Raw genomic sequence first — 23,554 nt, forward strand, 5'->3', positions numbered from 1 at the left:
TCATGCACGAGGTACTGCGAGCGCTGATCGATCGGGACCGCACCGTCGACCAGGAGCTGTGGGGGTCCTTCTGGGACCAGCTGCGCGACGGCGCGCTGCGGTCCGGCGAGACGGTGGCGCTGCTGTCCTCGCTGTCCACCCGGATGCCCGATCGGGACACGCTGGTCGCGATGCTCCGCTCGCTGGACGAGCGGCGGCCGGCCGTCCCCGCGCGGCTGGACGGCGCGGCCAACATCGTCGGCACCGGAGGCGGGCCGGCCACGTTCAACATCTCCACCGCGGCGGCGTTCGTCGCCGCGGCCCTGGGCGTGCGCATCGTCAAGACGGGGTCCCGCGCCTATACGAGCAGCTGTGGCTCCCACGATCTGCTCGACCGTCTCGGCATCGGAAGGACCACCTCGTACGAGCAGACCGAGGACCTGCTGGAACGCTTCGGGATCGCGTTTCCGGGGAACTTCGTCTATCCGCGGGAGGTCGCGCTGCTGGCCCGGAGCATCGTGCCGATGGACCTGCGGATGATCGGCGGATTCATCAACTCCGTCGGCCCCTTCCTGGCCGCGGTGCCGGTCTCCGCCCAGCTCGTCGGCGTCTCGGACCGTTCGCTGGTGCCGACTCTGGGCGATGTCGCCGCCACCGTCGCCGGCCGGAGGATCTGGCTGTGCTCCAACGAGCTGGGCATCGACGAGCTCGTCAGTTCCGTCGACAACGTCGTCCTCACCAATGACGGCACCGACGGCATCCGGCTGCCGGCCGAGGCTCCGGGGACCGGGAGCGGGACCGGGACCGGGACCGACGCGATCGCCGGACTGCGGCCGGCCGGAAGGGGCGAGGACGTGGTCGACCACTTCCTCGGCGTGCTCTCCGGGGAGGGGACGGGTCTCGCGACGCGGACCGTCCGCCTGAACGCCGCCGCACTGGCCGTCGCGAGCGGGCTGATCGACGGGTGGCCGGAGGCGATCGGGGCGGCCGATGACGCCCTGCGCGGCGGCGCCGCCCGCGAGCTCGTCGAGCGCCTCCGTGCCCGACCGGCGCGCCGCACGGCGGCCACGGCGCGTGCGCGGTGAGCGGGTTCTTCGCACACCGGCCGCCGGACCGGCCCGGCCTGGCGATGTTCCTCAACGCCGGAGACCCGCCGCTGCCCGTACTGGCCGACGTCATGCGGATGCTCGACGACTGCCGGGTGGACTGCCTGGAGCTGGCGGTGCCCTTTCCCCACTCGGTCACCGACGGGCCCGTCATCCGCCGATCGGCGCAGCGGGCCCTGGCCGACGGCGGCGGACTCGACGAGGTGCTCGACTTCCTCGGCGGGATCCTGCCCCGGCTGCGCCACCTGCGGGTGGCGCTGCTGGCCGACTGGAGCCACACGGTCAGGGACCTGACCGTGCCCGGCTTCGTGCGGCGGGTCGCCGACTCGGGCGTCCACGGGCTGCTGGTCCACGGCCTGCCACCGCGGCTACGGGCCGGCTGCCTCGAAGCGGTGCGGGAGGCGGGGCTGCCCATGGTCGCCACCTGCTACGCCGCGTCGACGGCCGAGGTGAAGGCCGCGGCCGCCGAGTGCGCCACCGCGTACCTGTACCTGGTGGCCCACTACGGCCGCAGCGGCGGCAGGCTCACGGCCGACCGCCGGGAGCTGGCCGCCGCGCTGACCGAACTGCGGACGGCGACCGCCGTGCCGATCGCCGTCGGTTTCGGCGTCCGCTCCGGGGCGGACATCGCCCTGCTGCACGACCTCGGCGCCGACGCCGCGGTCGTGGGCAGCGCCGGGGTCGCCCGGATCGAACAGGCCCTCGCCGAAGGGGCCGACGTGGTCGAGGAGTTCCACACCTTCGTGCACACCCTTTCGCCGTGTTCAGCCAACCACTAGGAGGCACACCCGATGATCGTCCGACGCCTTGACGAAGCGAAGACCGTGGACTGGGGCAACGGGCTCAGCCGCAGGTTCCTTCTCGAATCCGACGGCCTGGGCTACACGATGACGGACACCACCGTCCGCGCCGGCACCAAGTCGAGGCTGGAGTACCGCCGCCACCTGGAGGCCTGCTACTGCATCGAGGGAACGGGCGAGGTCGTGGACGCCGACGGCACGTCCCACCCGATCGAGCCGGGCACGCTGTACGCGCTCGACCGGCACGACGCCCACTTCCTGATCGCGAGCCAGGACGAGGACCTCCGCCTGGTCTGCGTGTTCTCGCCCGCGCTGCGCGGCGACGAACGCCACAACCTGGACTCAGCCGATTTCTCCGAGTACTAACAGGACCGACAGGACTGACGGGACCGACAGATGATCAGGTGGAACGCCGACCAGATCGCCCTGGGCGAGGGGATCGCCCAGTGGTGCGAGGAACTCAGCTCGGGCCATCTCGAAGGGGATGCCGAAGGCGCCTTCCCGTGGGACAAGTGGAAGCTGATCCGGAGGTCCGGAATCCTCGGCCTGCCGTTCGACGAGCGGTGGGGCGGGCTGGGCCAGGATCTGCTCACCACCATGCACGTGCTCGAACAGCTCGGGACCGGATGCCGTGACGGCGGACTGAACTTCTCGGTCGCCACCCACCTGGTCGGCGCCGGGGTCCCGCTGCAACGGTTCGGCTCACCGGAGCTCAAGGCGCGTTACCTGCCGGGGATCTGCTCGGGAGAGACGATCGGGGCGCACGCGATCAGCGAGACCGAGAGCGGCTCCGACGCGCTGGCGATGAGGACCACGGCCACCCGCGAGGACGACGGCTTCGTGCTGCGGGGCGGCAAGTCCTTCATCACCAACGGCCCGGTGGCCGACGTGTTCGTGGTCTACGCGCGCACCCACCCGAACGGCGGCCCGCTCGGCATCACCGCCTTCGTCGTGGAGCGGGACACCCCGGGGCTCGTCGTCGGGCCACCCGTCGCCACCATGGGGCTGCGGACCGCTCCGCTGGGTGAACTGCACTTCGACGACTGCAGGGTCCCGGCGTCCGCCGTGATCGGCCGGGTCGGATCCGGGTTCCTGGTCCTGGACCACGTGATGAAGTGGGAGATCCTCTGCTCCTTCGTCATCAACACCGGGCAGATGCGGTACCGGCTCGACCGCTGCGTCGAATACGCCAAGGAGCGCGTCCAGTTCGGCCATCCGATCGGCTCGTACCAGTCGATCTCCCACAAGCTCGTGGACATGGGCATCGGCCTGGACACCGCACGGAAATGGCTCTACGACACGGCGGTTCGGCTGACGGAGGGCGAGAACGTCACGAGGGACATCGCCGTCAGCAAGCTCGTCGCCAGCGAGAGCAACCTCTCCTCCGCACTGGCCGCCGTGCAGATCTTCGGCGGCAGCGGGTACCTGGCCGAGTACGGGCTGGAGAAGGACGTGCGCGACGCGGTCGCCGGCCCGATCTACTCGGGCACCTCGGAGATCCAACGCAACCGCGTCGCCGCCATGTTGGGGCTGTGACGCCTGATGCTGGTCAAGATCTGCGGAGCCGCCTCGGCCGGGGACGTGGCCTCGCTCGACAGGGCCGGAGCCGACCTGGTCGGCCTGTGGCACGGCGTACCGGGGGGTCGCACGAATCTGACGCCCCGTCAACTAACTTCGCTGGCGGATTCCGTGCACCGAACGGCGCGACTGCGTCCGGTCCTCGTGACCTTCCTGAACGACGCCGGGGCGCTGCGTGCGGCGACGGACGCGGCCCGGGTGCCGTGGGTCCAACTGCACGGCTACCAGCCGCCGGGCCTGGTCCGCGCCCTGAAGAGCACCACGGACCTCACCGTGGTCAAGGTGCTGCACCTCGGTACCGACACCCGCGCGGAGCGGTCCCTGATCGCGGCGTACGAGCGGGCGGGAACGGACCTCTTCCTGCTGGACGCGGTGGCCGGGGACGGCCGGATCGGCAGTACCGGGCAACCGGCGGACCGCGCGGCCGTCCTCGGGATCGCGGACCGCCTCTCGCGCCCCTTCCTGCTGGCCGGCGGCATCACGGCCGGCAACCGGGAGGACTACCGGGAGGTGGTCGACCACCCCCTGTTCCTGGGCATCGACGTGGACACGGCGGCCAGGGACCCCGACGGACGGCTGAGCAGCGACCGGGTCACGGCCCTGCGGCGCGGCTGGCGAGCGACGGACGGCAGCGGGGTGCCCGGATGACGGCCGAGTTCATCGAGGCGCTGCTGGACGCCCGCCGACCGGTGATCATGGAGCTCAAGCGGCAGGACGCCGCAGGAAACGACCTGTTCGGTGACAGGTCGGCCGCCCGCCTGGTCTCCGACTACCGGGACGTCGGCGCACCCTGCCTGTCCGTGGTGACCGGGCGGTGGTTCGGCGGCACCCCGGACCTGCTGCGCGAGGTCGTGGAGGCGACGGACCTGCCCGTGCTGCAGAAGGACTTCATCACCCGCCGGAGCCAACTGCACCAGGCCCGCGAGAGCGGCGCGTCCGCGGTCCTGCTCACCGCCGCGCTGCTGCCCCGCGCCACCCTGGGCCACCTGGTCGACCTCGGCCTGCGCCTGGGCCTGACGCCGTTCGTCGAGGTCACCACCGAGGAGGAGATCAGCCGCGTGCCACGCGCCGAGGACTGCGTGGTCGCGGTGAACAACAAGGACATCGCCACCCGCGAACGCGGCGCGGGCGACCTCGGGCGGAGCTCCTCGCTCCTGCCCGCGGTGCTGAACAGCGGCACCCGGTGCCCGGTGAGTGCCGGGGCCATCCGCTGCCCCGACGACGCCGCCCGCCTGCTCGGGGAGGGCTTCGCCGGTGTGCTCGTCGGGACGGGCCTCCTGCGCACCGCCAGCCTGCCGGGATGGCTGGACGGCCTCGACGCCCGCCTCGGCACCCGTCCCGACGCCGGCCCCGAACCGGCTCCACCCGTCCGCCGCCCGGCGGACCCCCCACCCACCAGCGACATCCGGAGGTAACGCCATGACCAGCGCGGCAACCGAGCAGTGGAAGGTCGTCGTCAACGACGAGGAGCAGTACTCGATCTGGTCCGCCGACCGCGAGTCGCCGGCGGGCTGGCACGAGGTCGGCGTACAGGGCGCGAAGGACGAATGCCTCGCGCACGTCGACCGCGTGTGGACCGACATGCGCCCCCGCAGCCTGCGCCTGCGGTCCGTCCCGGAGGACGGTGCGCAGTGAACCCGGCGCTCGCACCGCACGGTGCGCGCGGGGCGACCGGGCCCGTGCTCTCCACCGCCCTGGACCTACCGGAGTGCCGGGCCCGGGGCTGGGTCGTCGTCGACTCCATGGTCGACGGCCTCGCCATGGGCGGCACCAGGATGACCCGGACGGTGACCGAGCAGGAGCTGACCGGGCTCGCCAGGGCGATGACCCACAAGCTGGCGCTGGTCGGCCTGCCCATCGGTGGCGCCAAGGCCGGCATCGCCCCCGACCCGGGCGCCGGCGTCGAACGGGAGGCGGTGATGCGGGAGTTCGGCCGCGCCGCGGCCCCGCTGCTGCACGGCGGGGTGTACCTGGGGTGCGACCAGGGCACCACCTACGCCGACCGGCGGCTGGCCTTCGAGGCCGCCGGGTACGACGTCACCCGCCTCCCCGGCACCACCCGCCTCACCGTCGGCTGGGCCGAACTGTGGGACCACATGGCCGACATCACCGGGTTCGGCGTGGCCGTCGCGGTACTCGGCGCTCTACGGGCCTCCGGCGCGCGGACCCCGCAGCGCATCGCGATCCAGGGCTTCGGCACCGTCGGGCGCGCGGTGGCCGGTCACCTGGCCGCCCACGGCCACCGGGTGGTGGCCGTGGCCGACGTCCGGGGCACCGTCGAGGACCAGCGCGGACTGCCCGTCGCCGAACTCGCCTCGCTCACCAGCAGCGACGGCACGATCGACCGGAACCGGCTGCCCGACCGGGCCACGGTCCACGGCCCCGGGCAGGCGTGGCTGCACGTCGACGCCGACGTGCTGGTGCTGGCGGCCTCCGCCTCCGCGGTCGACGAGGAGGCGGTGCCCGCGGTCCGGGCCCGCCTGGTGGTCGAGGGCGGGAACCTGAGCTGCACCGCGCCGGCCCGCCGGCTGCTGCGCGAGGCCGGTCACACCGTCCTGCCGGACGTGGTCGTCAACGTCGGCGGCGCGGCGGCGACCGGCTGCGTACTCACCGGGCTGGCCCCGTCCGACCTGCCGCTCCCCCAGCTGTCCGCGTGGCTGCGCGAGTGGATCGCCGCCAGGATCGCCAGGAACTGCGAGCTGGTGCAGGAGCTGAGCGCCACGGGCAGCGCCGATCCGGTCGCACAGCTCCTCGGTTCGCGCGCCGCCCCGGCCGAGGGGTGATCCGGTGACCTTGTCGGGCAGTCCCTGCCCGACACCGTCCGTGGTGACCGTTCCCGTGCTCGCTCCGCCTCCGTCGGCGCGGAAACGACGCGCGGGCGCGCATCGCACGAGTCATGGATAGAGTGCGAACCACCATGGCGCGGCACCGACGTGCACGGACCCTCGGACGGCCACCCGGGCGGAGCAGCAGGCCGCCGGACGGCGCTCCACCGGCGTCCTGGCGGCGATCACCGAAGCCACCGGCCGACCTACCACCGCCCCCCTTTCCATCCGGTCCTCTCCAGGAGCCCCCGTGCAGCACGTCACCCTGAACAACGGCGTCCGGATGCCGATCCTCGGCTTCGGCGTCTACCAGATCCCGGCGGACCGGACCGAGCAGGCCGTCACCGAGGCCCTCGCCGCCGGCTACCGCCTGCTGGACACCGCCGCCGCCTACGGCAACGAGGAAGCCGTCGGCCACGCGATCAAGAACAGCGGAATCCCCCGCCAGGAGCTGTTCGTCACCACCAAGCTCTGGGTCCAGGACGCCCCCGCCGAGGCCAACACCCGCCGCGCCTTCGAGACGTCCCTGGCCAGGCTCGGCCTGGACCACGTCGACCTGTACCTGATGCACCAGCCCTACGGCGACGTGTACGGCCAGTGGCGCGCCATGGAGGCCGTCAACCGCGAGGGCCTGGCCAAAGCGATCGGCGTCGCCAACTTCCACCCCGACCGACTCCTCGACCTGGTCCTCAACAACGAGATCACCCCGGCGGTCGACCAGATCGAGACCCACCCCTTCTTCCAGCGCGCCGCCGACCACGCCCTCATGCGCGAGCACGGCGTCCGGCACCAGGCCTGGGGCGGCTTCGCCGAAGGCAGGAACGACCTGTTCACCAACCCCGTCCTCGCCGGGGTCGGCGAGGCGCACGGCAAGTCCGTGGCGCAGGTCGTGCTCCGCTGGCTGATCCAGCGCGACATCGTCACCATTCCCAAGTCGGTCAACCCCGACCGGATGGCGCAGAACATCGACGTCTTCGACTTCGCACTCACCGACGACCAGATGTCCGCCGTCGCCGCCCTCGACACCGGCACGACGCTGTTCTTCGACCACCGGGACCCCGAGATGGTCGCCTGGCTCAGCCGGCGCCGCCTGGACAGCTGAGCACCGCGGCGCCCGTCCGCCGCGCGCCGAACCGGTTCTCGCTCTTCTTCGAGGACCGGCTCAGCATCCCATGACCGCAGGGACGTGCACGAAGCCCCTTGCACGCCCTGCCGAGCGTGTGGCGGCTTGAGGTGTGCCTTGCGCCGGGCCGGGGGCGCCGTGCGTAACACTGTGTCCCGTGTCAAGTACAAGCCGTGGCGACAGTGGCAGTGCCCAGGAAGGCGGGGCGCCGAGCCCCGACGCCCCGCTGTCGGCGCTGGACGCGGAGCAGCTCGGGGTGTTGAGCCGGGTGGGACGCAGCCGCGGCATCGAGCGCCGCCGTTCACGGACGTAGTCGAGGGTCCTGGACGTGGCGACGGTGATAGCGAAGCTCGTGGCCCCGTGGCCCCACCGACCCTCCGGAGGAGCCCGAGGAGTGGCCGGACCGCCCGCCGCCCCGGCGCAGTGCCGGGGCGGCGGGCACGGAGGCATGTGGGTGTAGGGGGCAAAGCCCTGCGACCACTCGGCCTGCCGGGGCTGTCAGGTGTCGGAATAGCTGAGGTCCCCGATCGTCCAACTGCTGATGTCCTCGATGGCGATGCGGTACATGCCGCCGGTGTGGGGCAGCGCGAAGTCGCCCTGCAGGATCTTCGCCCGGTGGAGGTGGAGGTGGGTGGGCCGTGCGGGCGGACCGTCCGTGGGCGGGGCGAAGAGGGCGGCGAACGGCTTCAGGTGATCCGAGGCCTGGAGGACCTCCGCCACCCGTTCCCACCACAGGGCCACCGGTGCGAGTCTGCCGGTGATCACCGCGCCGGGGACCACCACGGTCAAGGCCATCTGGTTGCTGTGCTCGGACTCCACCATCGCGGCGATGTCGACGAGCAGCCCATCAGGGTTCGACATGGTTCCCAGGGTAGGGCACGGCCCGGTCCCCGTACGTGTCGCGGGTGAAGCGGTCGCCGACGGCGACGTGTCCCGTTCGGAGTGCGCCAGGGCGCAGGGGTGCGCGGTCGGACACGGCGCGCCCAGAGGATTCACCCCGGTGGGAGGCGCCGCCACGGACCGTGCTCGTCATGCCAACCATCTTGCCCTCAAAGCCTGTTGGGTCCCTGCCTCGCTCGGGACCGGCGGCCCCGGACGAGGCTGCCCCGAAACCGGAGGTGAAATATCCGCCCGTTGCCCGCCCGGGCCTGCTAGAGTCGTTTCAGTTGCAGTAGTGGTTCCCATGAACTTTGTGTGCGCCTGCTGATGTATTCCGCAGGCGCATTTTTGTTTCCCGGCTCTTCCCCGGGTGGGTGCTCATCGCGGCGACTCGGAGCTCGCGCTGTGCGTGCTTCGGAAAGCCCCTTGAAGGAGATTTTTAATGGCTAATGGCACCGTGAAGTGGTTCAACTCGGAAAAGGGCTTCGGCTTCATCGAGCAGGAGGGTGGCGGCCCGGACGTGTTCGCCCACTACTCGAACATCAACGCCAACGGCTTCCGTGAGCTGCTCGAGGGCCAGAAGGTGGAGTTCGACGTCACTCAGGGCCAGAAGGGCCCGCAGGCCGAGAACATTCGCCCGCTGTAATTCTTCTGCCACGGCACCCGCCAAGCAGCGAGGGGCCCGCACCGCGTACACAATGCCCGGTGCGGGCCCCTCGGCGTTGCCCCGGGCGCGCCCCCGGCCATCGGGCCCCCTGACAAGCACCGCCACCGGCGGTCGCCCCCACGCGAGACGCACAGCGCCGCGTCCGAATCACCCCCCTGCCGTGACATCTCAATTCGAGGTCCTCGCTCCCGCCCATGCCGGTGGGCGCCGACCGCAGGTGGCGTGCCGCACGGTTGCCCCGTCCACGCCCCACCCGTCACAGCTCTCGGCCCGTTCCCTTGCGGTCTCCGTCGGCGCACCGCGCCCCGGAGCCTTCCCCGTGACGTGCCGCCCCGAGGAAGGTCTCCCGCATGAACCGCTCCACTCGCTCCTCGTACCAGAACGCCAACTCCCGTTCCAGCCGCGCCCACGGAACCCGCGCCGGTGGCAGCTCCTTCTACGGAGACCGGCCCTCCGGCGGCCGTACCGTCCGCCAGGGCTCCTCCGCCCAGCACGAGTTCGCGATGCCGGTGAGCACCACCCCGGCACTCCCGGCCGTCGAGGCGTTCGCCGAACTGGACATGCCCAAGGCCCTGCTCTCCACGCTGACCCGGCAGGGCGTCACCGCGCCGTTCCCGATCCAGGCCGCGACGCTCCCGAACTCGCTGGCCGGACGCGACGTCCTGGGCCGGGGCCGCACCGGCTCCGGCAAGACCATCGCGTTCGGCCTCGCCGTGCTGGCCCGCACCGCCGGCCGGAAGGCCGACCCCCGCCAGCCGCTGGCCCTGGTGCTGGTCCCCACCCGCGAGCTCGCCCAGCAGGTCACCGACGCCCTCACCCCGTTCGCGCACGCGGTACGGCTGCGGATGACGACCGTGGTGGGCGGGACGTCGATCGGCCGCCAGGCCCAGGCGCTGAACCGCGGGGCGGAGGTCGTGGTGGCCACGCCCGGCCGGCTCAAGGACCTGATCCAGCGCGGCGACTGCCGGCTGGACCGGGTCGACATCACGGTGCTCGACGAGGCCGACCAGATGGCCGACCTGGGTTTCCTGCCCCAGGTCACCGAACTCCTCGAACAGGTCGCCGAAGGCGGCCAGACCCTGCTGTTCTCCGCCACGCTGGACCGCAACGTCGACCGCCTGGTGCGGCGCTTCCTGAAGGACCCGGTCACCCACTCCGTGGACCCGTCCGCGGCGACGGTCAGCACCATGGAGCACCACGTGCTGCAGGTGCAGAACTACGACAAGAACGCCACGATCGCCCACATCGCCTCGCGTGACGGCAGGGTGATCATGTTCACCGACACCAAGCACGGCGCGGACGGCCTGGTCGAGAACCTGCTCGCGAACGGGGTCAAGGCCGCCGCCCTGCACGGCGGCAAGTCCCAGCCCCAGCGCACCCGCACCCTGGAACAGTTCCGCACCGGCCAGGTCACCGCGCTGATCGCCACCAACGTCGCCGCCCGCGGCATCCACGTCGACGGCCTCGACCTCGTCGTCAACCTCGACCCGCCGGGCGACCACAAGGACTACCTGCACCGCGGCGGCCGCACCGCCCGGGCCGGCGAGTCCGGCACCGTCGTCACCCTCGTCCTGCCCAACCAGCGCCGCGCGATGGCCCGCATGATGACCACCGCCGGCATCACCCCCGTCACCACCAGGGTCACCGCCGGTGACGAGGAGCTCGTCCGCATCACCGGCGCCCGGGTGCCCACCGGCGTGCCCGTCGTGATCCCCGACCCCGTCGTCGAGCGGCCGCGCCGCAGCACGTCCACCAGCCGGGGCCGCCGCGGCCGCGGCGGCCCCGCCACCACCGGCGGCAACACCCGGGCCACCTCCGGCCGCGACAACCAGGGCTCCTCCGACCGACGCCGGGCACCCCGGCGCGCCGCCCTCTCCGCGTAGCGCCCCTCCCCCGACGGGCCGGCTCACCGGACCGACCGGGCCTCCTCTCCCTGACACCCGACGGCCGCGGCCGGTCCGGCTACTCGCGTGACCACTCGGTCTCGGCCTGGGGCTCGCCGACCGTGTGCCGGCCCTCCCAGACCCGGAGCCTGATCGCCCGGGGGCCGGGCGCGGGCCTGGAGAGGGTACGGACGAACACGTCCCGCAGATGATTGGCCGCCTGCTGGGGCGGCCCTTCGTATTCCACGGGGTCCGGCATGGGAGCACCGTCCTGCCGGGACCAGCGGCCGCCGTCGTCCTGCGTCTCAAGAATCCACCGGTAGTACCGCATCCTGATCCTGGCCTTCCGCGACGACGGGCCCGTGTCAGAACACGACCGTAGGGGCCCGGCAGTCCTCCGGCGACCGGAGGACTGCCACCGGCACCGCAAGTACCGGCCGGTGGTCGCACCGGGTCACCCTTCCGGCAGGCCCGGCAGGGTGGCGACGGCACCCGCCGGAGGGAGAGAGGCCGGCCACCTGATCCCCGACCCGCCGAGCTACGGCGATCGGGTCCTCACAAGCCCCGACGGCACCGGTTTCCGCAGCGATCGCGTCCGTCCGGGTGACCTCGAGTGCCGCCGGCTCCTCTTCGTTCGCACACAGCACTACGGTGCTGGACGACCCGCCGGCGCATTTCGGAGGACACCGATGGCCATCCCCGCCCTGGACCACTCGACGACCCGCTACTCCCTCCCCCACGCCTACTGGATGGCGCGGGCCGCCGGACTGGCCGTGCTGGACCGCGCCGGCATCGAGGACCGGGCCCACGCCTGGGGTTTCGACGAAGTACGCCACTTCGAGTCGACACACCGGATGCCGTTCCCGATCGAGGACACCCAGGCCTACACCATGGCCAGCGACCGCATGATCGTCACCGGCTTCCGGGGCACCGAGGTCCTGAAGATCTACGACTGGCTCACCGACGTCGACACCCCGCCCGTCCCCGGGCCGGCGAACAAGGGCTTCGTCCACTACGGCTTCCACCAGGCCCTGCAGTCCGTCTACCCCCAGATCCGCGACACCGTCCAGGAACTGCGCAGCGACGGGCAGAGCGTCTGGTTCACCGGCCACAGCCTCGGCGGCGCCCTCGCCATGCTGGCCGGCGCCCGCTGGTACTTCGAGGAGCCCCGCCGACTCCCCGACGGCGTCTACACCTTCGGCCAGCCCCGCACCTGCGAACGCCTCCTCGCCGGCGCCCACAACGCGGCCTTCAGAGACCGCTGCTACCGCTTCGTCAACAACAACGACATCGTTCCGCGGCTCCCGCCCGAGCCCGCCTACACCCACGTCGACGCGCTCCGCTACTTCGACGCCGACGGAAAGCTCCACGAGGCCATGCCGCTCATCGCCGGCCTGCAGGACCGGGTGAAGGGCTACCGCCAGGACATGTTCGCCCCCGAGACCGACGCGATCAAGGACCACCACCTGCCCAACTACCTCGCCGCGTTCGAGAAGAACCTCGCCGGAACCGGCTGAGCCCGTGCCGGAGCAGCGAAAGGACGACGGGTCCACGGCCTCGGCGGTCGCGCGGTCCTGGGGGTGCGTCACCGCACCCGGGACGGAGATCGCGGCCGAGATCCTGGAGCGGATCGAGCTCCCGCCCGCCGGGGAGAGTGGATCGCACGGGGCATCCGCCTCGATCACGCGCTCGGCGGCGGACGACGACGCGCCGCGGAGCCGGGCGTGGAAGCCGGCGCGGTACGGGTGGCGGACGACGCGCTCGACGCCGCCGGCCACCGCCCCTTCGAGGTCGTGAGCCGCCCGGGCCGTCCCCCGACCGGCGACCTGTGGGCGCACCGGACCAGTCGCTCGACCGGCACCGTCGCCCTCACCATCGGCTCGCACGACAGCGCCACGTGGACGTGCAGGTCGACGAAGCCGGGGACGACGGTGGACCCGGTCAGGTCGAGGTCGCCGGGTTCGGTGTCGCCGCCGGGGCCGGCGATGCGCTCGCCCTCGACGGCGAGGCGGTCGCCGTCGACGACGCCGCCGGGCAGGACCAGGCGGGCCCCGGCCAGAGCGATGCGGTTCGTGACGGTCATGGGTGGGTCCTGGATGCCGTTCGCGGGGAGGGGCGGAGTCCCGGGCAGGGGAACAGGGGCGGAGTCCCGGGCAGGGGAACGCCGACCGCCCGGCCCACGGGAACCGGTCCGGTGGGCCGGGCGGCGCGGATCACGGCTGGACGGCCAGCGCGAACACGTGGATCGCTGCGGCACTGGGCAGCGTGACGGAACGGATCGTCTTGCCGGGCGTCAACGGGACGGTGTTGGTGAACACGCCGTAGCCGATGCCGAAGTTGCCCGGTCCGGTGGGCGTGTTGCGGTGGTCCGTGGTGAACGCGGTCTTCGCGCCGTAGGCGTCGGTCGGGGTGCAGCACCAGTTGGGGAAGCCCAACTGGCCGCTGCTGGTGGTGCCGTCGGTGTAGGCGACGGTGACCGTGCCGGAGGCGAAGCCCGCTTCGGCGCCGAGGAAGCCCAGCGCGCTGCCCTGGCCGCCGAAGGTGATCTCCTGGCCGGCGGCCGACACGTTGTCGTTGGCGCCGGCGGCCGCGGACGGCCAGGTGAAGCTGAGGCCGTTGGCGCTGATCGCGGCGCCCGCGGTGGCGCCGGCCCGGGCCAGGGCCTGCGCCGAGTAGCTGTTCCCGGCGCCGTCGAAGTTGCCGGGAGCGGTGTCGCTCTCGGAGGTGGCGCCGACGTTGTTGAACGCGGCCTCCAGCGACGGGTAGGGCACGGTCCGCACGATCGTCTGCTCACCGCTGACGGTGTCGACCCCGGCCGGCCGGGCCCGGTAGCTCGCGGTGGCGGTGATCGCCGTGACCGTGGTCCCGGGAGCGCCCTGGGGGCCGTGCACCGTCACCGTGGCCGACGCGGTTGCGCCCGGAGCGATGCGCGGGAGCGCGACGGTCGCCGGGGTGACGGTCCAGTCGGCGGGGGCGCTGATCCGCAGGTTGGTGTCGTTCAGCGCGACGGCGCCGTGGTCGGCCAGGGTGATCCGGTACGTCCCGGGCTCCTGGGCCGTGCTGACGTCCTGCCAGGTGACGGCTGTGGCGGGGGCCAGGCCGTGGGTCGCGCCGGGGTGGACCCGGTAGAGCACCGTGGCGTGCGGCGGCACGTTCGCGGAGATCACGCCGGTCGTCCCGACGACCTGCTTGGTCACCAGGTCGTCGAGCCTGTAGCCGGCGGCAGCGGGCAGGCCGGCCCGGGCGGCGGTCGTGGTGATGGTCTGCGCGGTGTCGGAGGAGTTGAAGAGCGCGACCGCGCGGTCCCCGCCGGCCAGCGGCTTGCTCAGCACGTCGTAGCCGGTTCCGTCAGCAGGCGACGGTGGTACGGAGCCACCGGCGGAGGGCAGTTGACACGCTTCGACCTCACGGGATCTCGGGGTCAGGGCATGGGTGGCTGCTGTGGTCCCAGCCGGATCATTTGTACGGGGCTCTGCTCGTTCTTGACAAGATGGCGGGCGAAATAAGCAGCAACACGCACCCAACATGCAAAGTCCGAGCACGAGTGCCCCTGGGGACCGGCCCGGCCGAGCAGCCACCGGACCCAGGAGCGCGACCGGCCGGGCGCCCGCGATGTCACGGGCACCCGGCCGGTCGCGTGCGGGGTCTTCCGGATCCCCGCGGGTCGATCGGCTACGGCAGGGTCCAGCGCTGGTTGGCGCCGCCGTTGCAGTCCCAGATCTCCAGCGGGGTGCCGTCGGCGGTGGCCGCGGCGGGGTCGTCGAGGCAGCGGCCGGACTGGGTGCTCTTCAGGGTGCCGTCCGGCTGGGGCGTCCACTGCTGGTTGGCGCCGCCGGTGCAGTCCCACAGTTCGACCGGGGAGCCGTTGACGGTGGCGCCGCCGGTGACGTCCAGGCACTTGCCGTTGTGGGTGAGGGTGCCGTTGGAGCGGGTCCACACCTGCTGCGCGCTGCCGTCGCAGGCCCAGAGCTGCACGGCGGCGCCGCTGGTGCCGGCGGCGGGACGGGCGCAGGTGCCGGGCAGGGCGGAGGCGATCGGGCCGGTGTGGGTGGTGGGCGTGCCGGGGGTGAGGGCGAAGTTGTCGAACTGGTCGGTCTGGTAGCCGGTCACGCCGAGGCCGGCGCGGCCGTTGGTGAAGCTCGCGTCGGTGGCGCTGCCCACGGCGGCACCGTCGATGCTCGCCGTGAGGGTCTCGTTGTCGAGGGTGAGCGCGACGGTGTGCCAGCGGCCGGTGCCGAGGGCGGCGGTGGTGCCGCTCGCGAGGGTGGTGAAGTTCCAGCTGGTGTCGCTCTTGTCGATGGACCAGGCGCCGGTGTCGCTCACCCGCAGGTGGTAGGCGTTCAGGCCGTTGTTGTTGCGGCCCTGCTGGTTGGCCCGGCCGAGGAGCTCGACGGTGCCGGACTGCTCGAACATGGTGTCGGCGGTGACGGTGTAGTTGGACCAGCTGCCGTCGCCCATCATCGTGTACGGGGCGTTGTAGCGCTCGTCGGTCCAGCGGATCGGCGAGGTCGGGGCCATCTGGCGCAGGCAGGTGCCGGTGCGCCCGCCGCCGCAGGCGACGGTCTGGAAGGCGCCGTTCATGTCCGTGAAGTACTTCGGCGAGGTGGTCGTGGCCGGGGTGTCGAAGCCGTCCGCGTAGGGCAGCTTCATCGGCGCGGCGGCCGGCGGGGTGGCGGTGCCCTTGCCCTGGCCGGTGGTGGTGGTCACGGTGTAGACCCGGCCGGGCTGGAGGGTGAGCGTGTAGCGGCCCCCGGACGGGGTGACGTCCTTCTGCTTGACGAACCACTGCGCCGGGTCGGTGGAGCCGAGGTCGGTGGACCAGACGTGGACCTTGCCGGTGGACAGGCCACCGGTGACGGTGAAGTTCGCGGTCTGGGCGGCGGTGGCGTCCAGGGTCTCGATGACGGTGCTGTAGTCGCGCTTGTTCGTGCTCTTCAGCGTGACGTAACTGCCGTTGGCGCGTGCGCCGCCGAGGTAGCCGCTCGCGGCGTCGATGTAGCTCCAGCCGGGCTTGGTGAACTGGGTGGTGTGCGCGGTGACCCAGGTCGTCCTCCCGATGCCGTAGTTGCCGGACCACGGCTGGTTGGCGATCGACATGCCGTCGGTGGAGAAGAAGAGGTCGGGGTAGAGCGCGGCGATGACCGGCCAGTTGATGAACGAGGTCATCTTCCCGTCGAGGTAGCCCCGGTTGATCCCGCGCGCCACCGCCGGGGCGCCGCTGTTGAGGTCCTGGGAGCCGTTCTCGCTCGCCCACAGCGGCTTGCCGAGCGCCTGGGCGGTCGGCGTGCTCGGGCACTCGGTGAAGGAGCTCATGTACCCGCAGGGGTAGTGCACGCCGACGACGTCGACGGCGTTCTTGAACGCCGGGTCGGCGGCCATGGCGTCGGCCACCTCCCAGGTGTCGTCGGCGGCGACGACCTTGGTGGCGCCGTAACCGCGCGCGACGAGCGTGCTCTTGAGGTTCTCGTACCAGGCCTTGTCGAAGCCGCGCTCGTTCCAGCCGCCGAGGTAGGAGACGTTCAGGTGGTGCTGGCCGGCGCAGCCCATCCACGACATCACGTAGTCGATGGAGTCCTGGGACCAGAAGTTGCCGCCGCTGCCGCTGTTCCCGATCCAGCCGGGGGCGCCCCAGGACAGGCCGATGAACGTGATGTCGGGGTTGCGGGCCTTGGCCTGCTCGGCCAGCCACCACTCGTAGCCCTGGTTGCAGTCGACGGTGCCCCTGGTGTGCTCGATGCTCGGCTCGGCGCCGTCGGTGGAGTTGGTGTCGCCGCCGATCTCCAGCTTCAGCACCTGAAGCGAGGCGCCGTAGCCGGGCTTGAACAGGTAGTCCAGCAGTTGGCTGCGCTGGGGCTCCGGATAGTCCACCAGCAGGCGGGAGTTGCCACCGCCGCCGGAGATCGCGCCGACCCCGTCGAAGGTCAGGCCCGGCTTGGTGCCGTCGACGGTGACGGCGGTGGAGGTGGCGGCGGTGGGGGTGGTGGGGGTGGTGGCGCTCTCCGTCGCGGCCAGGGCGGCCGGCGGCGCGGCCAGGCCGCCGAGCGCGCCGGCGAGGACGAGCGCCGCGCTCAGGGCGGTGCGCCAGGTCGAGGAGGGGTGTTGACGGCCCATGGGCGTCTCCGAGGGTGGGGAGGGGGTGGGGGCGGTGTTGCTCCGCGCCGGGCGCCCGGTCGGGGCGCCCGGCACGACGTCGGGGCAGGGGCGTCTCGGTCCCGTCAGGAAACGGTCCACTGCTGGTTGGCGCGGCCGGAGGCGCAGGTCCACTGGACGACCTGGGCGCCGTCGGCGCTCGAAGCGCCCGTGACGTCCAGGCACTTGCCGCTGTTCGCCGAGACCAGCTGGATGCGGGCCCCGGTGTCCGGGACGAGGGTCCACTGCTGGTTGGCCTTGCCGGCGGCACACGTCCACTGCACGACCTGGGCGCCGTCGGCGCTCGAAGCGCCCGTGACGTCCAGGCACTTGCCGCTGTTCGCCGAGACCAGCTGGACGCTGCCGGTCCCGGCGACCGGCACCAGCGTCCACTGCTGGTTGGCCTTGCCTGCGGCACACGTCCACTGCACGGCCTCGGCGCCGTCGGCGCTCGAAGCGCCCGTGACGTCCAGGCACTTGCCGCTGTTGACGCTGGTCACGGTGTGGGTGGCCGGCGCGGCCAGCGGCGTGACGGTGGTGTTGGCGAAGTCGGCGTGCTGGAACCCGCCGACGCCCAGGCCGATCTGGCCGATGCCGTGCCCGGCGTCGGCGACGGAGGCGACCTGGGTGCGGTCGATCGACGCGGTGATGGTCTGGCCCTGGACGGCCAGCGCGAGGTTGTGCCAGGTTCCGGCCCCCGCGCCGGGGTAGCTGCCGCTCGCCAGCACGGTGTCGGCGCCGGAGCGGTCCTCGCTGAACAGGCTCCAGGCACCGGTGTCGTCGATCTTCAGATGGTAGCCGGAGCGGTCGTGGTCGACGTGGTCGATGCGGCCGAGCAGTTCGGCGGAGGTGCCGGCCTGTTCGAGGGCAACGTCCGAACTCGCCTGGTAGTGGGCCCAGGACGGGTCGCCCAGGAGGGTCAGCGGGGTGTAGTTCATGTCGTCGTGCCACGGGATCGGCGCCCGGCTGATGACCTGGCGCAGGCACACCGGGGTGGTCGCTCCGGACGGGCAGGGCGCGGTCTCGAAGGCGCCCGCCCAGTCGTGGAAGTAGCGGGCGGTGGCCCCTTCGCGGTAGCCGCCGAGGTCGGCCTGGTACGGCAGTGGCATCGCGGCGGGTGCAGGCGGCACGGCGGTGCCCTTGCCCTGTCCGGTGGTGGTCGTGACGGTGTAGACGTAACCGGGCTGCACGGTGAGCGAGTACGAGCCGCTCTTCGGGGTCACGTCCTGGGCGTGGACGAACCACTTCGACGGGTCGGTGGAGTTCATGTCGGTGGCCCAGACGTGCACCTGGCCGGTGGACAGGCCGCCGGCGACCTTGAAGGTCAGGGTCTGCGCGGCGGTGGCGTCGGTGGCCTCGATGACCGTGCTGTAGTCCCGGCCTGACTTGAGCGTGACGTAACTGCCGCTGTGCGGGTCGCCGTTGGCACCGGTCCCGGTCAGGTAGCCGCTGGACCCGTCCAGGTACTGCCAACCCGGCTTGGCGAACTGGGTGGTGTGCGCCATGACCCAGATGTCGCGGCCGACCGCGTAGTTGCCGGACCACGGCTGGTCGGCGGCCATCAGCCCGGCGCCCGCGTACGGCAGGTTCGAGGGCCAGGAACTGACCAGCGCCCACTTGATGTCCGAGGTGATCCGGGCGTCGAGGTACTCGCGGTTGACGTTGCGGGCCAGCGCGGCCGGGTCGGCACCGTAGCTGTCGTTGTCGTCCTCGGAGGCCCACAGCCGCTTGCCCAGCCCGGTCGCGGTGTCGCTGCCCGGGCAGGCGGTGTAGACGGGGGTCGAGTGCCAGCAGGTGCCGTGCAGGCCGATGACGCCGACGGCCTTGGCGAAGGCGGGGTCGCCGGCCATGTCCGCGGCGATCGACCAGTGTTCGTCGTCGCTGTCGGACGCGACCAGGGTGGTGCCCTGGTGGCCGTGGCCGTCCAGGTCCGCGCGCAGCTTCTCGAACCAGGCCTTGTCGTAGCCGCGCTCGTTCCAGCCGCCGAGGTAGCCGACGTTCAGTCCGTGCTGCCGGGCGCAACCGAGCCAGGACTCCAGGTAATCGATGTTGTCCTGGGACCAGACGCCGCCGTTCAGCCAGCCCGGCGCGGCCCATTCCAGGCCGTAGAAGGTGATCCCGGGGTTGCGGGCCTTGGCCTGCTCCATGAGCCACCACTCGTACCCGCGGTCGCAGTCGACCTCGGTGGGGGTGCGCATGTGGGACGGTTCGGGGCCGTCCGAGGAGTTGGCGTCACCGCCGATCTCGACCTTCAGCATCTGCAGTGAGGCGCCGTAACCGGGCTTGAACAGGTAGTCCAGCACCTGGCTGCGCTGGGGCTCGGGGTAGTCGACCAGCAGACGCGAGGTGGCGCCGCCGCCGCTGATCGCGCCGAGCCCGTCGTACGCCCGCCCCGGCGAACGGCCGTCCAGTGTCACGGACTTCGTCGCGGGAGCCGGCGCGGCCACCGCGGCCGGCGCGGCCAGGGCGGCGGCGACGCCGAGTGCGAGCGCCGCCAGGGCGGTGACGCCCCGGCGGAGCGGGTGGGGTGGTTCGGTCATCGACTACTCCTGTCCTCGGGCTGGGTCGGCCGGAGCGGGGCCCACCAGGACTCGGCCCGGCCGGGGCGGCCGGGACTGGCGGGTGCATGCCGACATGCCGGGGAGGACAGTAGACCCAACATTCAACAGTAATCAACAACTTCAGATGAAATACAACGCGATCGGCCGGCCGCCACCAGGAGGCAGCGGCCGAGCCGGCTTGCCACAGGGGCACAGCACCACCCCTCAGGCATGCCCCTGCCAGGCGCTATTGACGCCGCCCCGGCTTTGCCCGAAGCTGTCCACGACAACAACCTACCAATCAGTAAGTTCCGATGAACACGCCACCACCTGCTCCGATCCGGAAGATCGCGGCCCGATCCGCCGGCTTCGGCCCCCCATCCGCGGCGCGACGGGATAACGAGACGGTCTCGATGGCTCCGATCCGGAAACATGAGCTTGACTCAGCTCGGGGCCAGGCGTTTTCTTTTGACCCACCACGTTTGATCGTGGTGCTTTCTGATTGGTTTTGTTGCTTCTTGCCGATCGGCCCCCACCCTCAGGAGCCCCCTCCATGCACCTCCCCCTCCGTGGCCGCCTGGCCTCGATCGCCGCGCTGAGCCTGATCACCTCCGTCGGCCTGACCGCCTGCTCCACCGGGCAGACGTCCTCGAACAGCGCGGACGCGCCCGTCGCCCCGGTGTCCGGCAAGGTGACGATCACCTACCTGCAGAAGCAGGGCGACCAGCAGTACTTCGTGGACGAGGCCGCGGGCGCCAAGGCCAAGGCCGCCGAGCTCGGCGCCGAGCTGAAGGTGGTGAACCTGGGCAACGACGCGAACAAGACGGTCGGCGAGGTGCAGGCCGCGATCGCGCAGAAGAGCAACGGCCTGATCATCGTGGTGCCCGACCCGGCGGTCGGCCCGCAGGTGGTCCAGACGGCCCGGGACGCGAAGGCCGCACTGCTGACCTCCGACGACCAGGTCTGCGCGAGCGGACCGGCCCCGGCCCAGTGCGCGGCGACCGACCTGGTGCCCCGGATCGGCTTCTCCGGCCGGCAGATGGGCCAGCAGGTCGGCCAGCGCGCCGCCGAGGAGTTCAAGAAGGCCGGCTGGAACCCGGCCGACACCCGGATCATCTCCGCCTGGAAGCAGGACGTCACCGTCTGCGGCGACCGCGTGAAGGCCGCCAAGGACGCCTTCGACCAGGCCGTGCCGGGCGTGCAGCTGATCGACGTCGCGACCGACAACACCCCGACCGGCGCGCAGGACAAGGTCGCCGCCACCATCACCGCCAACCCCGGGGTCAAGCACTGGGTGACCTGGGGCTGCAACGACGAGAACGTCCAGGGCGCCGTCACCGCCCTGCAGAACGCCGGGATCAACCCCGACGACATCGACGGCGTCGGCCTGGGCGCCTACCTCGCGTGCAAGAACTGGGCCTCCGGCAAGCCCTCCGGGATGAAGGCCGCCCTGTTCATCAACGGCAAGGACGTCGGCGCCCTGTCCGTGCAGACCATGTACGACAAGCTCAAGAACGGCAAGGACTTCCCCCAGGAGGCCTTCGCCCCGACCACGATGGTCGACGCCGCCACCTGGCAGTCCGCGGGCGTGTCCTGCAGCTGACGCCTCGCCGAGCCGCCGGTGGGGCGGGCGGGCACCGACCTGCCGAATCCGCCCGCCGCACCGGCGCGCTCCCGGAGACCGTACCGCGACCACCGGCACCGCCGACCGTGTGCACGGCTCCCCCAGACCGTACGCACCGCACTGCCAACGAGGCCCCGATGACCACACCCGCACCGTCACCCGTCCCGCCGGCGAGCGGCGCCCCCGGCCTGAGCGCCGAGGGCGTGTCCAAGCGCTTCGGCTCCGTCCGGGCCCTGGAGGACGTCACCCTCACCTTCCCGCCCGGCCGGGTCACCGCCCTGATGGGCGAGAACGGCGCCGGGAAGTCCACCCTGCTGCGCATCCTGACCGGCGACCACCGCCCCACCGAGGGACGCGTGCTGCTGGACGGCGAGACCGTGGACCTGCAGTCCCCCCAGGACGCCCGCCGCGCCGGGATCCGGATCATCCCGCAGGAACCCGAGATCATCCCGCACGTCCCGGTCGCCGAGAACGTCTACGCCGGCTCGCTGCCCCGCCGGGCCGGCCGCCGCCTGGACCGCGCCGAGCTGCGCCGCCGCATCACCGCGGACCTGGCCCGCCTCGGCTTCGACAAGGTCCTCGACCCCGACCTGCTGGGGTCCGAACTCACCGCCGCGCAGCGCCAGTTGGTCGAGATCATGCGGGCCCTGACCGGCGCCGTCCCGCCGCGGGCGATCGCCTTCGACGAGCCCACCTCCTCGCTCTCCGAGCACGAGGTCGAGGCCCTGTTCGCCCTGATCGGGCGGCTGCGCGACGAGGGCATCGCCGTCGTCTACGTCTCCCACCGGATGAAGGAGATCTTCCGGCTCGCCGACCGCATCGCCGTGCTGCGCGACGGCCGGGTCGCCGGGGTGGTGGAGGCCGCCGCCACCGACGAGAGCGAACTCGTCCGGCTCATGGTCGGCCGCGACCTGTCCTCGCTGTTCGTCCGCCAGCAGGTCGCCACCGACCGCGTCGTGCTGGACGTCCGCGACCTCACCACCGACGACGTGCACGGAGTCAGCCTGACCGTCCGGGCCGGCGAGGTCGTGGCGCTGGCCGGCCTGATCGGCGCCGGACGCTCCGAACTCGCCCTCGCCCTGGCCGGCGACGCCCCGATCCACTCCGGCACGGTGGCCCTCAACGGCGAGGTCCTGCGCCTGAAGGACCCGCGCGCCGCCATCGCCGCCGGCATCGGCCTGGCCCCCGAGGAGCGCAAGGCCCAGGCCCTGTTCCTGCAGCGCACGATCCGCGACAACACCTCGCTGGTCAGCCTGCGCCGGCTCAGCCGATGGCGGTTCGTCAAGCAGCGCCAGGAGAAGGCCCTCGCCCAGGAGTACGCCGACCGGCTGCGGGTGCGAGCCCCCTCCATCGAGGCCGAGGTCCGCACCCTGTCCGGCGGCAACCAGCAGAAGGTCGTCCTCGCCCGCTGGCTCGCCCGCAAGCCCGACCTGCTGATCCTCGACGAACCCACCCGGGGCGTCGACATCGGCGCCAAGGCCGAGATCTACCAGATCATCGCCGACCTCGCCCGCGAGGGCACCGCCGTCCTGGTCATCTCCTCCGAACTGCCCGAAGTCCTCGGCCTCGCCGACCGGGTCGTGGTGATGCAGAACGGCCGCACGACCGGCGAACTGACCCGTGACCGGGCGACGGAGGAGGCCGTCCTCGCCCTCGCCATGGCCGACGACCTCGCCGCCACCACCACCGCCCAGACCGGAGAGACCCGATGACCACCGCCACTCCCCCGACCGCCCCGGCGCCGGACGCCGGGGCCCTGCCCGTCCGGACCGGCGGCCCGCGCGCCCTGCTCGCCGCGATCGGCGGCCAGAACCTCAGCCTGATCGGCGCCCTCGTCGCCGTCGTCGCCCTGTTCGGCTCGCTCAACCCCAACTTCGTCGGCTGGGACAACATCCAGGTCATCGCCGAGGCCGCCACCATCTCCGGACTGCTGGCCGTCGTCCAGACCGTCGTGATCATCTGCGGCGGCCTCGACATCTCCGTCGGCTCCCAGGCCGGCCTGGCCTCCGTCACCAGCGCCATGGTCTTCACGTCCGCCGGCTCCAGCCCCTTCCTCGGCATCGGGGCCGCGCTGGCCATCGGCGCCGGCATCGGCCTGTTCAACGGCGTCGTCATCGTCTACGGCCGGGTCAACCCGACCATCGCCACCCTCGCCGGACTGGCCGCCTACAAGGGCGTCGCCCAGCTCGTCTCGGACGGCCGCGCCCAGGGGTACGTGCTCAACGACCCGGTCTTCGTCTTCCTCAGCCGCGGCAGGATCGCCGGCCTGCCCACCATGGTCTGGCTGCTGATCCTCACCGCCGTCGCCGTGCACGCCCTGCTCACCTACACCGACATCGGCCGCAACATCTACGCGATCGGCGGCAACGACACCGCCGCCCGCCTGGCCGGCATCAACCTCAACAAGTACCTGATCGCCGC

General features: G+C 72.1%; 22 protein-coding genes. 16 read left to right on the forward strand and 6 right to left on the reverse strand.

Annotated elements, in window-relative coordinates:
- The first annotated feature begins 2 nt into the window (after positions 1 to 2).
- The 10 genes from ACZ6EM_RS36225 to ACZ6EM_RS36270 all read left to right on the forward strand — a co-directional run bounded on the left by ACZ6EM_RS36225 (position 3) and on the right by ACZ6EM_RS36270 (position 7,724).
- Complete coding sequence (locus ACZ6EM_RS36225; RefSeq protein WP_465774268.1) at positions 3 to 1,064, forward strand: anthranilate phosphoribosyltransferase; 1,062 nt, start codon at positions 3 to 5, stop codon at positions 1,062 to 1,064.
- Positions 1,061 to 1,864, forward strand: coding sequence for a tryptophan synthase subunit alpha (trpA, locus tag ACZ6EM_RS36230; protein WP_401047662.1), 804 nt, complete (start codon positions 1,061 to 1,063; stop codon positions 1,862 to 1,864). The genes ACZ6EM_RS36225 and trpA overlap by 4 nt, the downstream gene beginning before the upstream one ends.
- Positions 1,865 to 1,876: 12 nt before the next feature.
- On the forward strand, positions 1,877 to 2,251 hold the full coding sequence (locus ACZ6EM_RS36235) for an ectoine synthase (RefSeq protein ID WP_380550362.1): 375 nt from the start codon (positions 1,877 to 1,879) through the stop codon (positions 2,249 to 2,251).
- A gap of 30 nt (positions 2,252 to 2,281) precedes the next feature.
- On the forward strand, positions 2,282 to 3,421 hold the full coding sequence (locus ACZ6EM_RS36240) for an acyl-CoA dehydrogenase family protein (protein ID WP_380550365.1): 1,140 nt from the start codon (positions 2,282 to 2,284) through the stop codon (positions 3,419 to 3,421).
- A gap of 6 nt (positions 3,422 to 3,427) precedes the next feature.
- Positions 3,428 to 4,111, forward strand: a complete 684-nt coding sequence (locus ACZ6EM_RS36245; protein WP_465774269.1) for a phosphoribosylanthranilate isomerase — start codon at positions 3,428 to 3,430, stop codon at positions 4,109 to 4,111.
- The gene (locus ACZ6EM_RS36250) at positions 4,108 to 4,878 is read left to right on the forward strand and encodes a beta/alpha barrel domain-containing protein (protein ID WP_465774270.1); all 771 of its coding nucleotides are present in this window, start codon (positions 4,108 to 4,110) and stop codon (positions 4,876 to 4,878) included. The genes ACZ6EM_RS36245 and ACZ6EM_RS36250 overlap by 4 nt, the downstream gene beginning before the upstream one ends.
- 4 nt (positions 4,879 to 4,882) lie before the next feature.
- Positions 4,883 to 5,098, forward strand: coding sequence for an MbtH family protein (locus tag ACZ6EM_RS36255; RefSeq protein WP_465774271.1), 216 nt, complete (start codon positions 4,883 to 4,885; stop codon positions 5,096 to 5,098).
- Positions 5,095 to 6,246 (forward strand): Glu/Leu/Phe/Val dehydrogenase dimerization domain-containing protein, encoded by a 1,152-nt coding sequence (locus tag ACZ6EM_RS36260; RefSeq protein WP_401051019.1) that lies wholly within the window; start codon positions 5,095 to 5,097, stop codon positions 6,244 to 6,246. The genes ACZ6EM_RS36255 and ACZ6EM_RS36260 overlap by 4 nt, the downstream gene beginning before the upstream one ends.
- Before the next feature lie 292 nt (positions 6,247 to 6,538).
- Positions 6,539 to 7,390, forward strand: a complete 852-nt coding sequence (locus tag ACZ6EM_RS36265) for an aldo/keto reductase (protein WP_465774272.1) — start codon at positions 6,539 to 6,541, stop codon at positions 7,388 to 7,390.
- Between the two features lie 178 nt (positions 7,391 to 7,568).
- Complete coding sequence (locus ACZ6EM_RS36270) at positions 7,569 to 7,724, forward strand: hypothetical protein (RefSeq protein ID WP_465774273.1); 156 nt, start codon at positions 7,569 to 7,571, stop codon at positions 7,722 to 7,724.
- 185 nt (positions 7,725 to 7,909) lie between these two features.
- Here the strand turns inward: ACZ6EM_RS36270 and ACZ6EM_RS36275 are convergent, their stop codons facing one another.
- Positions 7,910 to 8,272 (reverse strand): hypothetical protein, encoded by a 363-nt coding sequence (locus ACZ6EM_RS36275; protein WP_465774274.1) that lies wholly within the window; start codon positions 8,270 to 8,272, stop codon positions 7,910 to 7,912.
- 460 nt (positions 8,273 to 8,732) lie between these two features.
- Here ACZ6EM_RS36275 and ACZ6EM_RS36280 point away from each other — a divergent pair, with 460 nt between their 5' ends.
- Together ACZ6EM_RS36280 and ACZ6EM_RS36285 are read left to right on the forward strand one after the other, a co-directional pair.
- Complete coding sequence (locus tag ACZ6EM_RS36280) at positions 8,733 to 8,936, forward strand: cold-shock protein (RefSeq protein ID WP_045694210.1); 204 nt, start codon at positions 8,733 to 8,735, stop codon at positions 8,934 to 8,936.
- 371 nt (positions 8,937 to 9,307) lie between these two features.
- Positions 9,308 to 10,840: a DEAD/DEAH box helicase gene (locus ACZ6EM_RS36285; protein ID WP_452179126.1), complete on the forward strand. Its 1,533-nt coding sequence runs from the start codon at positions 9,308 to 9,310 to the stop codon at positions 10,838 to 10,840.
- A 79-nt stretch (positions 10,841 to 10,919) separates the two neighbouring features.
- Here ACZ6EM_RS36285 and ACZ6EM_RS36290 read toward each other — a convergent pair whose 3' ends face one another.
- Positions 10,920 to 11,099 carry a hypothetical protein gene (locus ACZ6EM_RS36290; RefSeq protein WP_465774275.1) on the reverse strand — a complete coding sequence of 60 codons (180 nt, stop codon included), beginning with the start codon at positions 11,097 to 11,099 and terminating at the stop codon, positions 10,920 to 10,922.
- A 430-nt stretch (positions 11,100 to 11,529) separates the two neighbouring features.
- Here ACZ6EM_RS36290 and ACZ6EM_RS36295 point away from each other — a divergent pair, with 430 nt between their 5' ends.
- The gene (locus ACZ6EM_RS36295; protein WP_465774276.1) at positions 11,530 to 12,357 is read left to right on the forward strand and encodes a lipase family protein; all 828 of its coding nucleotides are present in this window, start codon (positions 11,530 to 11,532) and stop codon (positions 12,355 to 12,357) included.
- A 164-nt stretch (positions 12,358 to 12,521) separates the two neighbouring features.
- Here ACZ6EM_RS36295 and ACZ6EM_RS36300 read toward each other — a convergent pair whose 3' ends face one another.
- The 4 genes from ACZ6EM_RS36300 to ACZ6EM_RS36315 all read right to left on the reverse strand — a co-directional run bounded on the left by ACZ6EM_RS36300 (position 12,522) and on the right by ACZ6EM_RS36315 (position 19,509).
- Positions 12,522 to 12,923, reverse strand: coding sequence for a hypothetical protein (locus ACZ6EM_RS36300; RefSeq protein WP_465774277.1), 402 nt, complete (start codon positions 12,921 to 12,923; stop codon positions 12,522 to 12,524).
- 130 nt (positions 12,924 to 13,053) lie between these two features.
- Positions 13,054 to 14,172: an NEW3 domain-containing protein gene (locus ACZ6EM_RS36305; protein WP_465774278.1), complete on the reverse strand. Its 1,119-nt coding sequence runs from the start codon at positions 14,170 to 14,172 to the stop codon at positions 13,054 to 13,056.
- Between the two features lie 340 nt (positions 14,173 to 14,512).
- Positions 14,513 to 16,951, reverse strand: a complete 2,439-nt coding sequence (locus tag ACZ6EM_RS36310; protein WP_465774279.1) for a ricin-type beta-trefoil lectin domain protein — start codon at positions 16,949 to 16,951, stop codon at positions 14,513 to 14,515.
- A 104-nt stretch (positions 16,952 to 17,055) separates the two neighbouring features.
- Entirely contained in the window at positions 17,056 to 19,509 is a 2,454-nt protein-coding gene (locus ACZ6EM_RS36315) for an RICIN domain-containing protein (RefSeq protein ID WP_465774280.1), read from the reverse strand.
- 553 nt (positions 19,510 to 20,062) lie between these two features.
- Here ACZ6EM_RS36315 and ACZ6EM_RS36320 point away from each other — a divergent pair.
- The 3 genes from ACZ6EM_RS36320 to ACZ6EM_RS36330 all read left to right on the forward strand — a co-directional run.
- Positions 20,063 to 21,112: a substrate-binding domain-containing protein gene (locus ACZ6EM_RS36320; RefSeq protein WP_452180873.1), complete on the forward strand. Its 1,050-nt coding sequence runs from the start codon at positions 20,063 to 20,065 to the stop codon at positions 21,110 to 21,112.
- A 158-nt stretch (positions 21,113 to 21,270) separates the two neighbouring features.
- On the forward strand, positions 21,271 to 22,845 hold the full coding sequence (locus ACZ6EM_RS36325) for a sugar ABC transporter ATP-binding protein (protein WP_452180874.1): 1,575 nt from the start codon (positions 21,271 to 21,273) through the stop codon (positions 22,843 to 22,845).
- Positions 22,842 to 23,554, forward strand: a 713-nt coding sequence (locus tag ACZ6EM_RS36330; RefSeq protein ID WP_401056650.1) for an ABC transporter permease, incomplete at its 3' end; no start/stop codon positions are given. The genes ACZ6EM_RS36325 and ACZ6EM_RS36330, both read left to right, overlap by 4 nt.

Source organism: Kitasatospora sp. NPDC041917, from assembly GCF_055589745.1.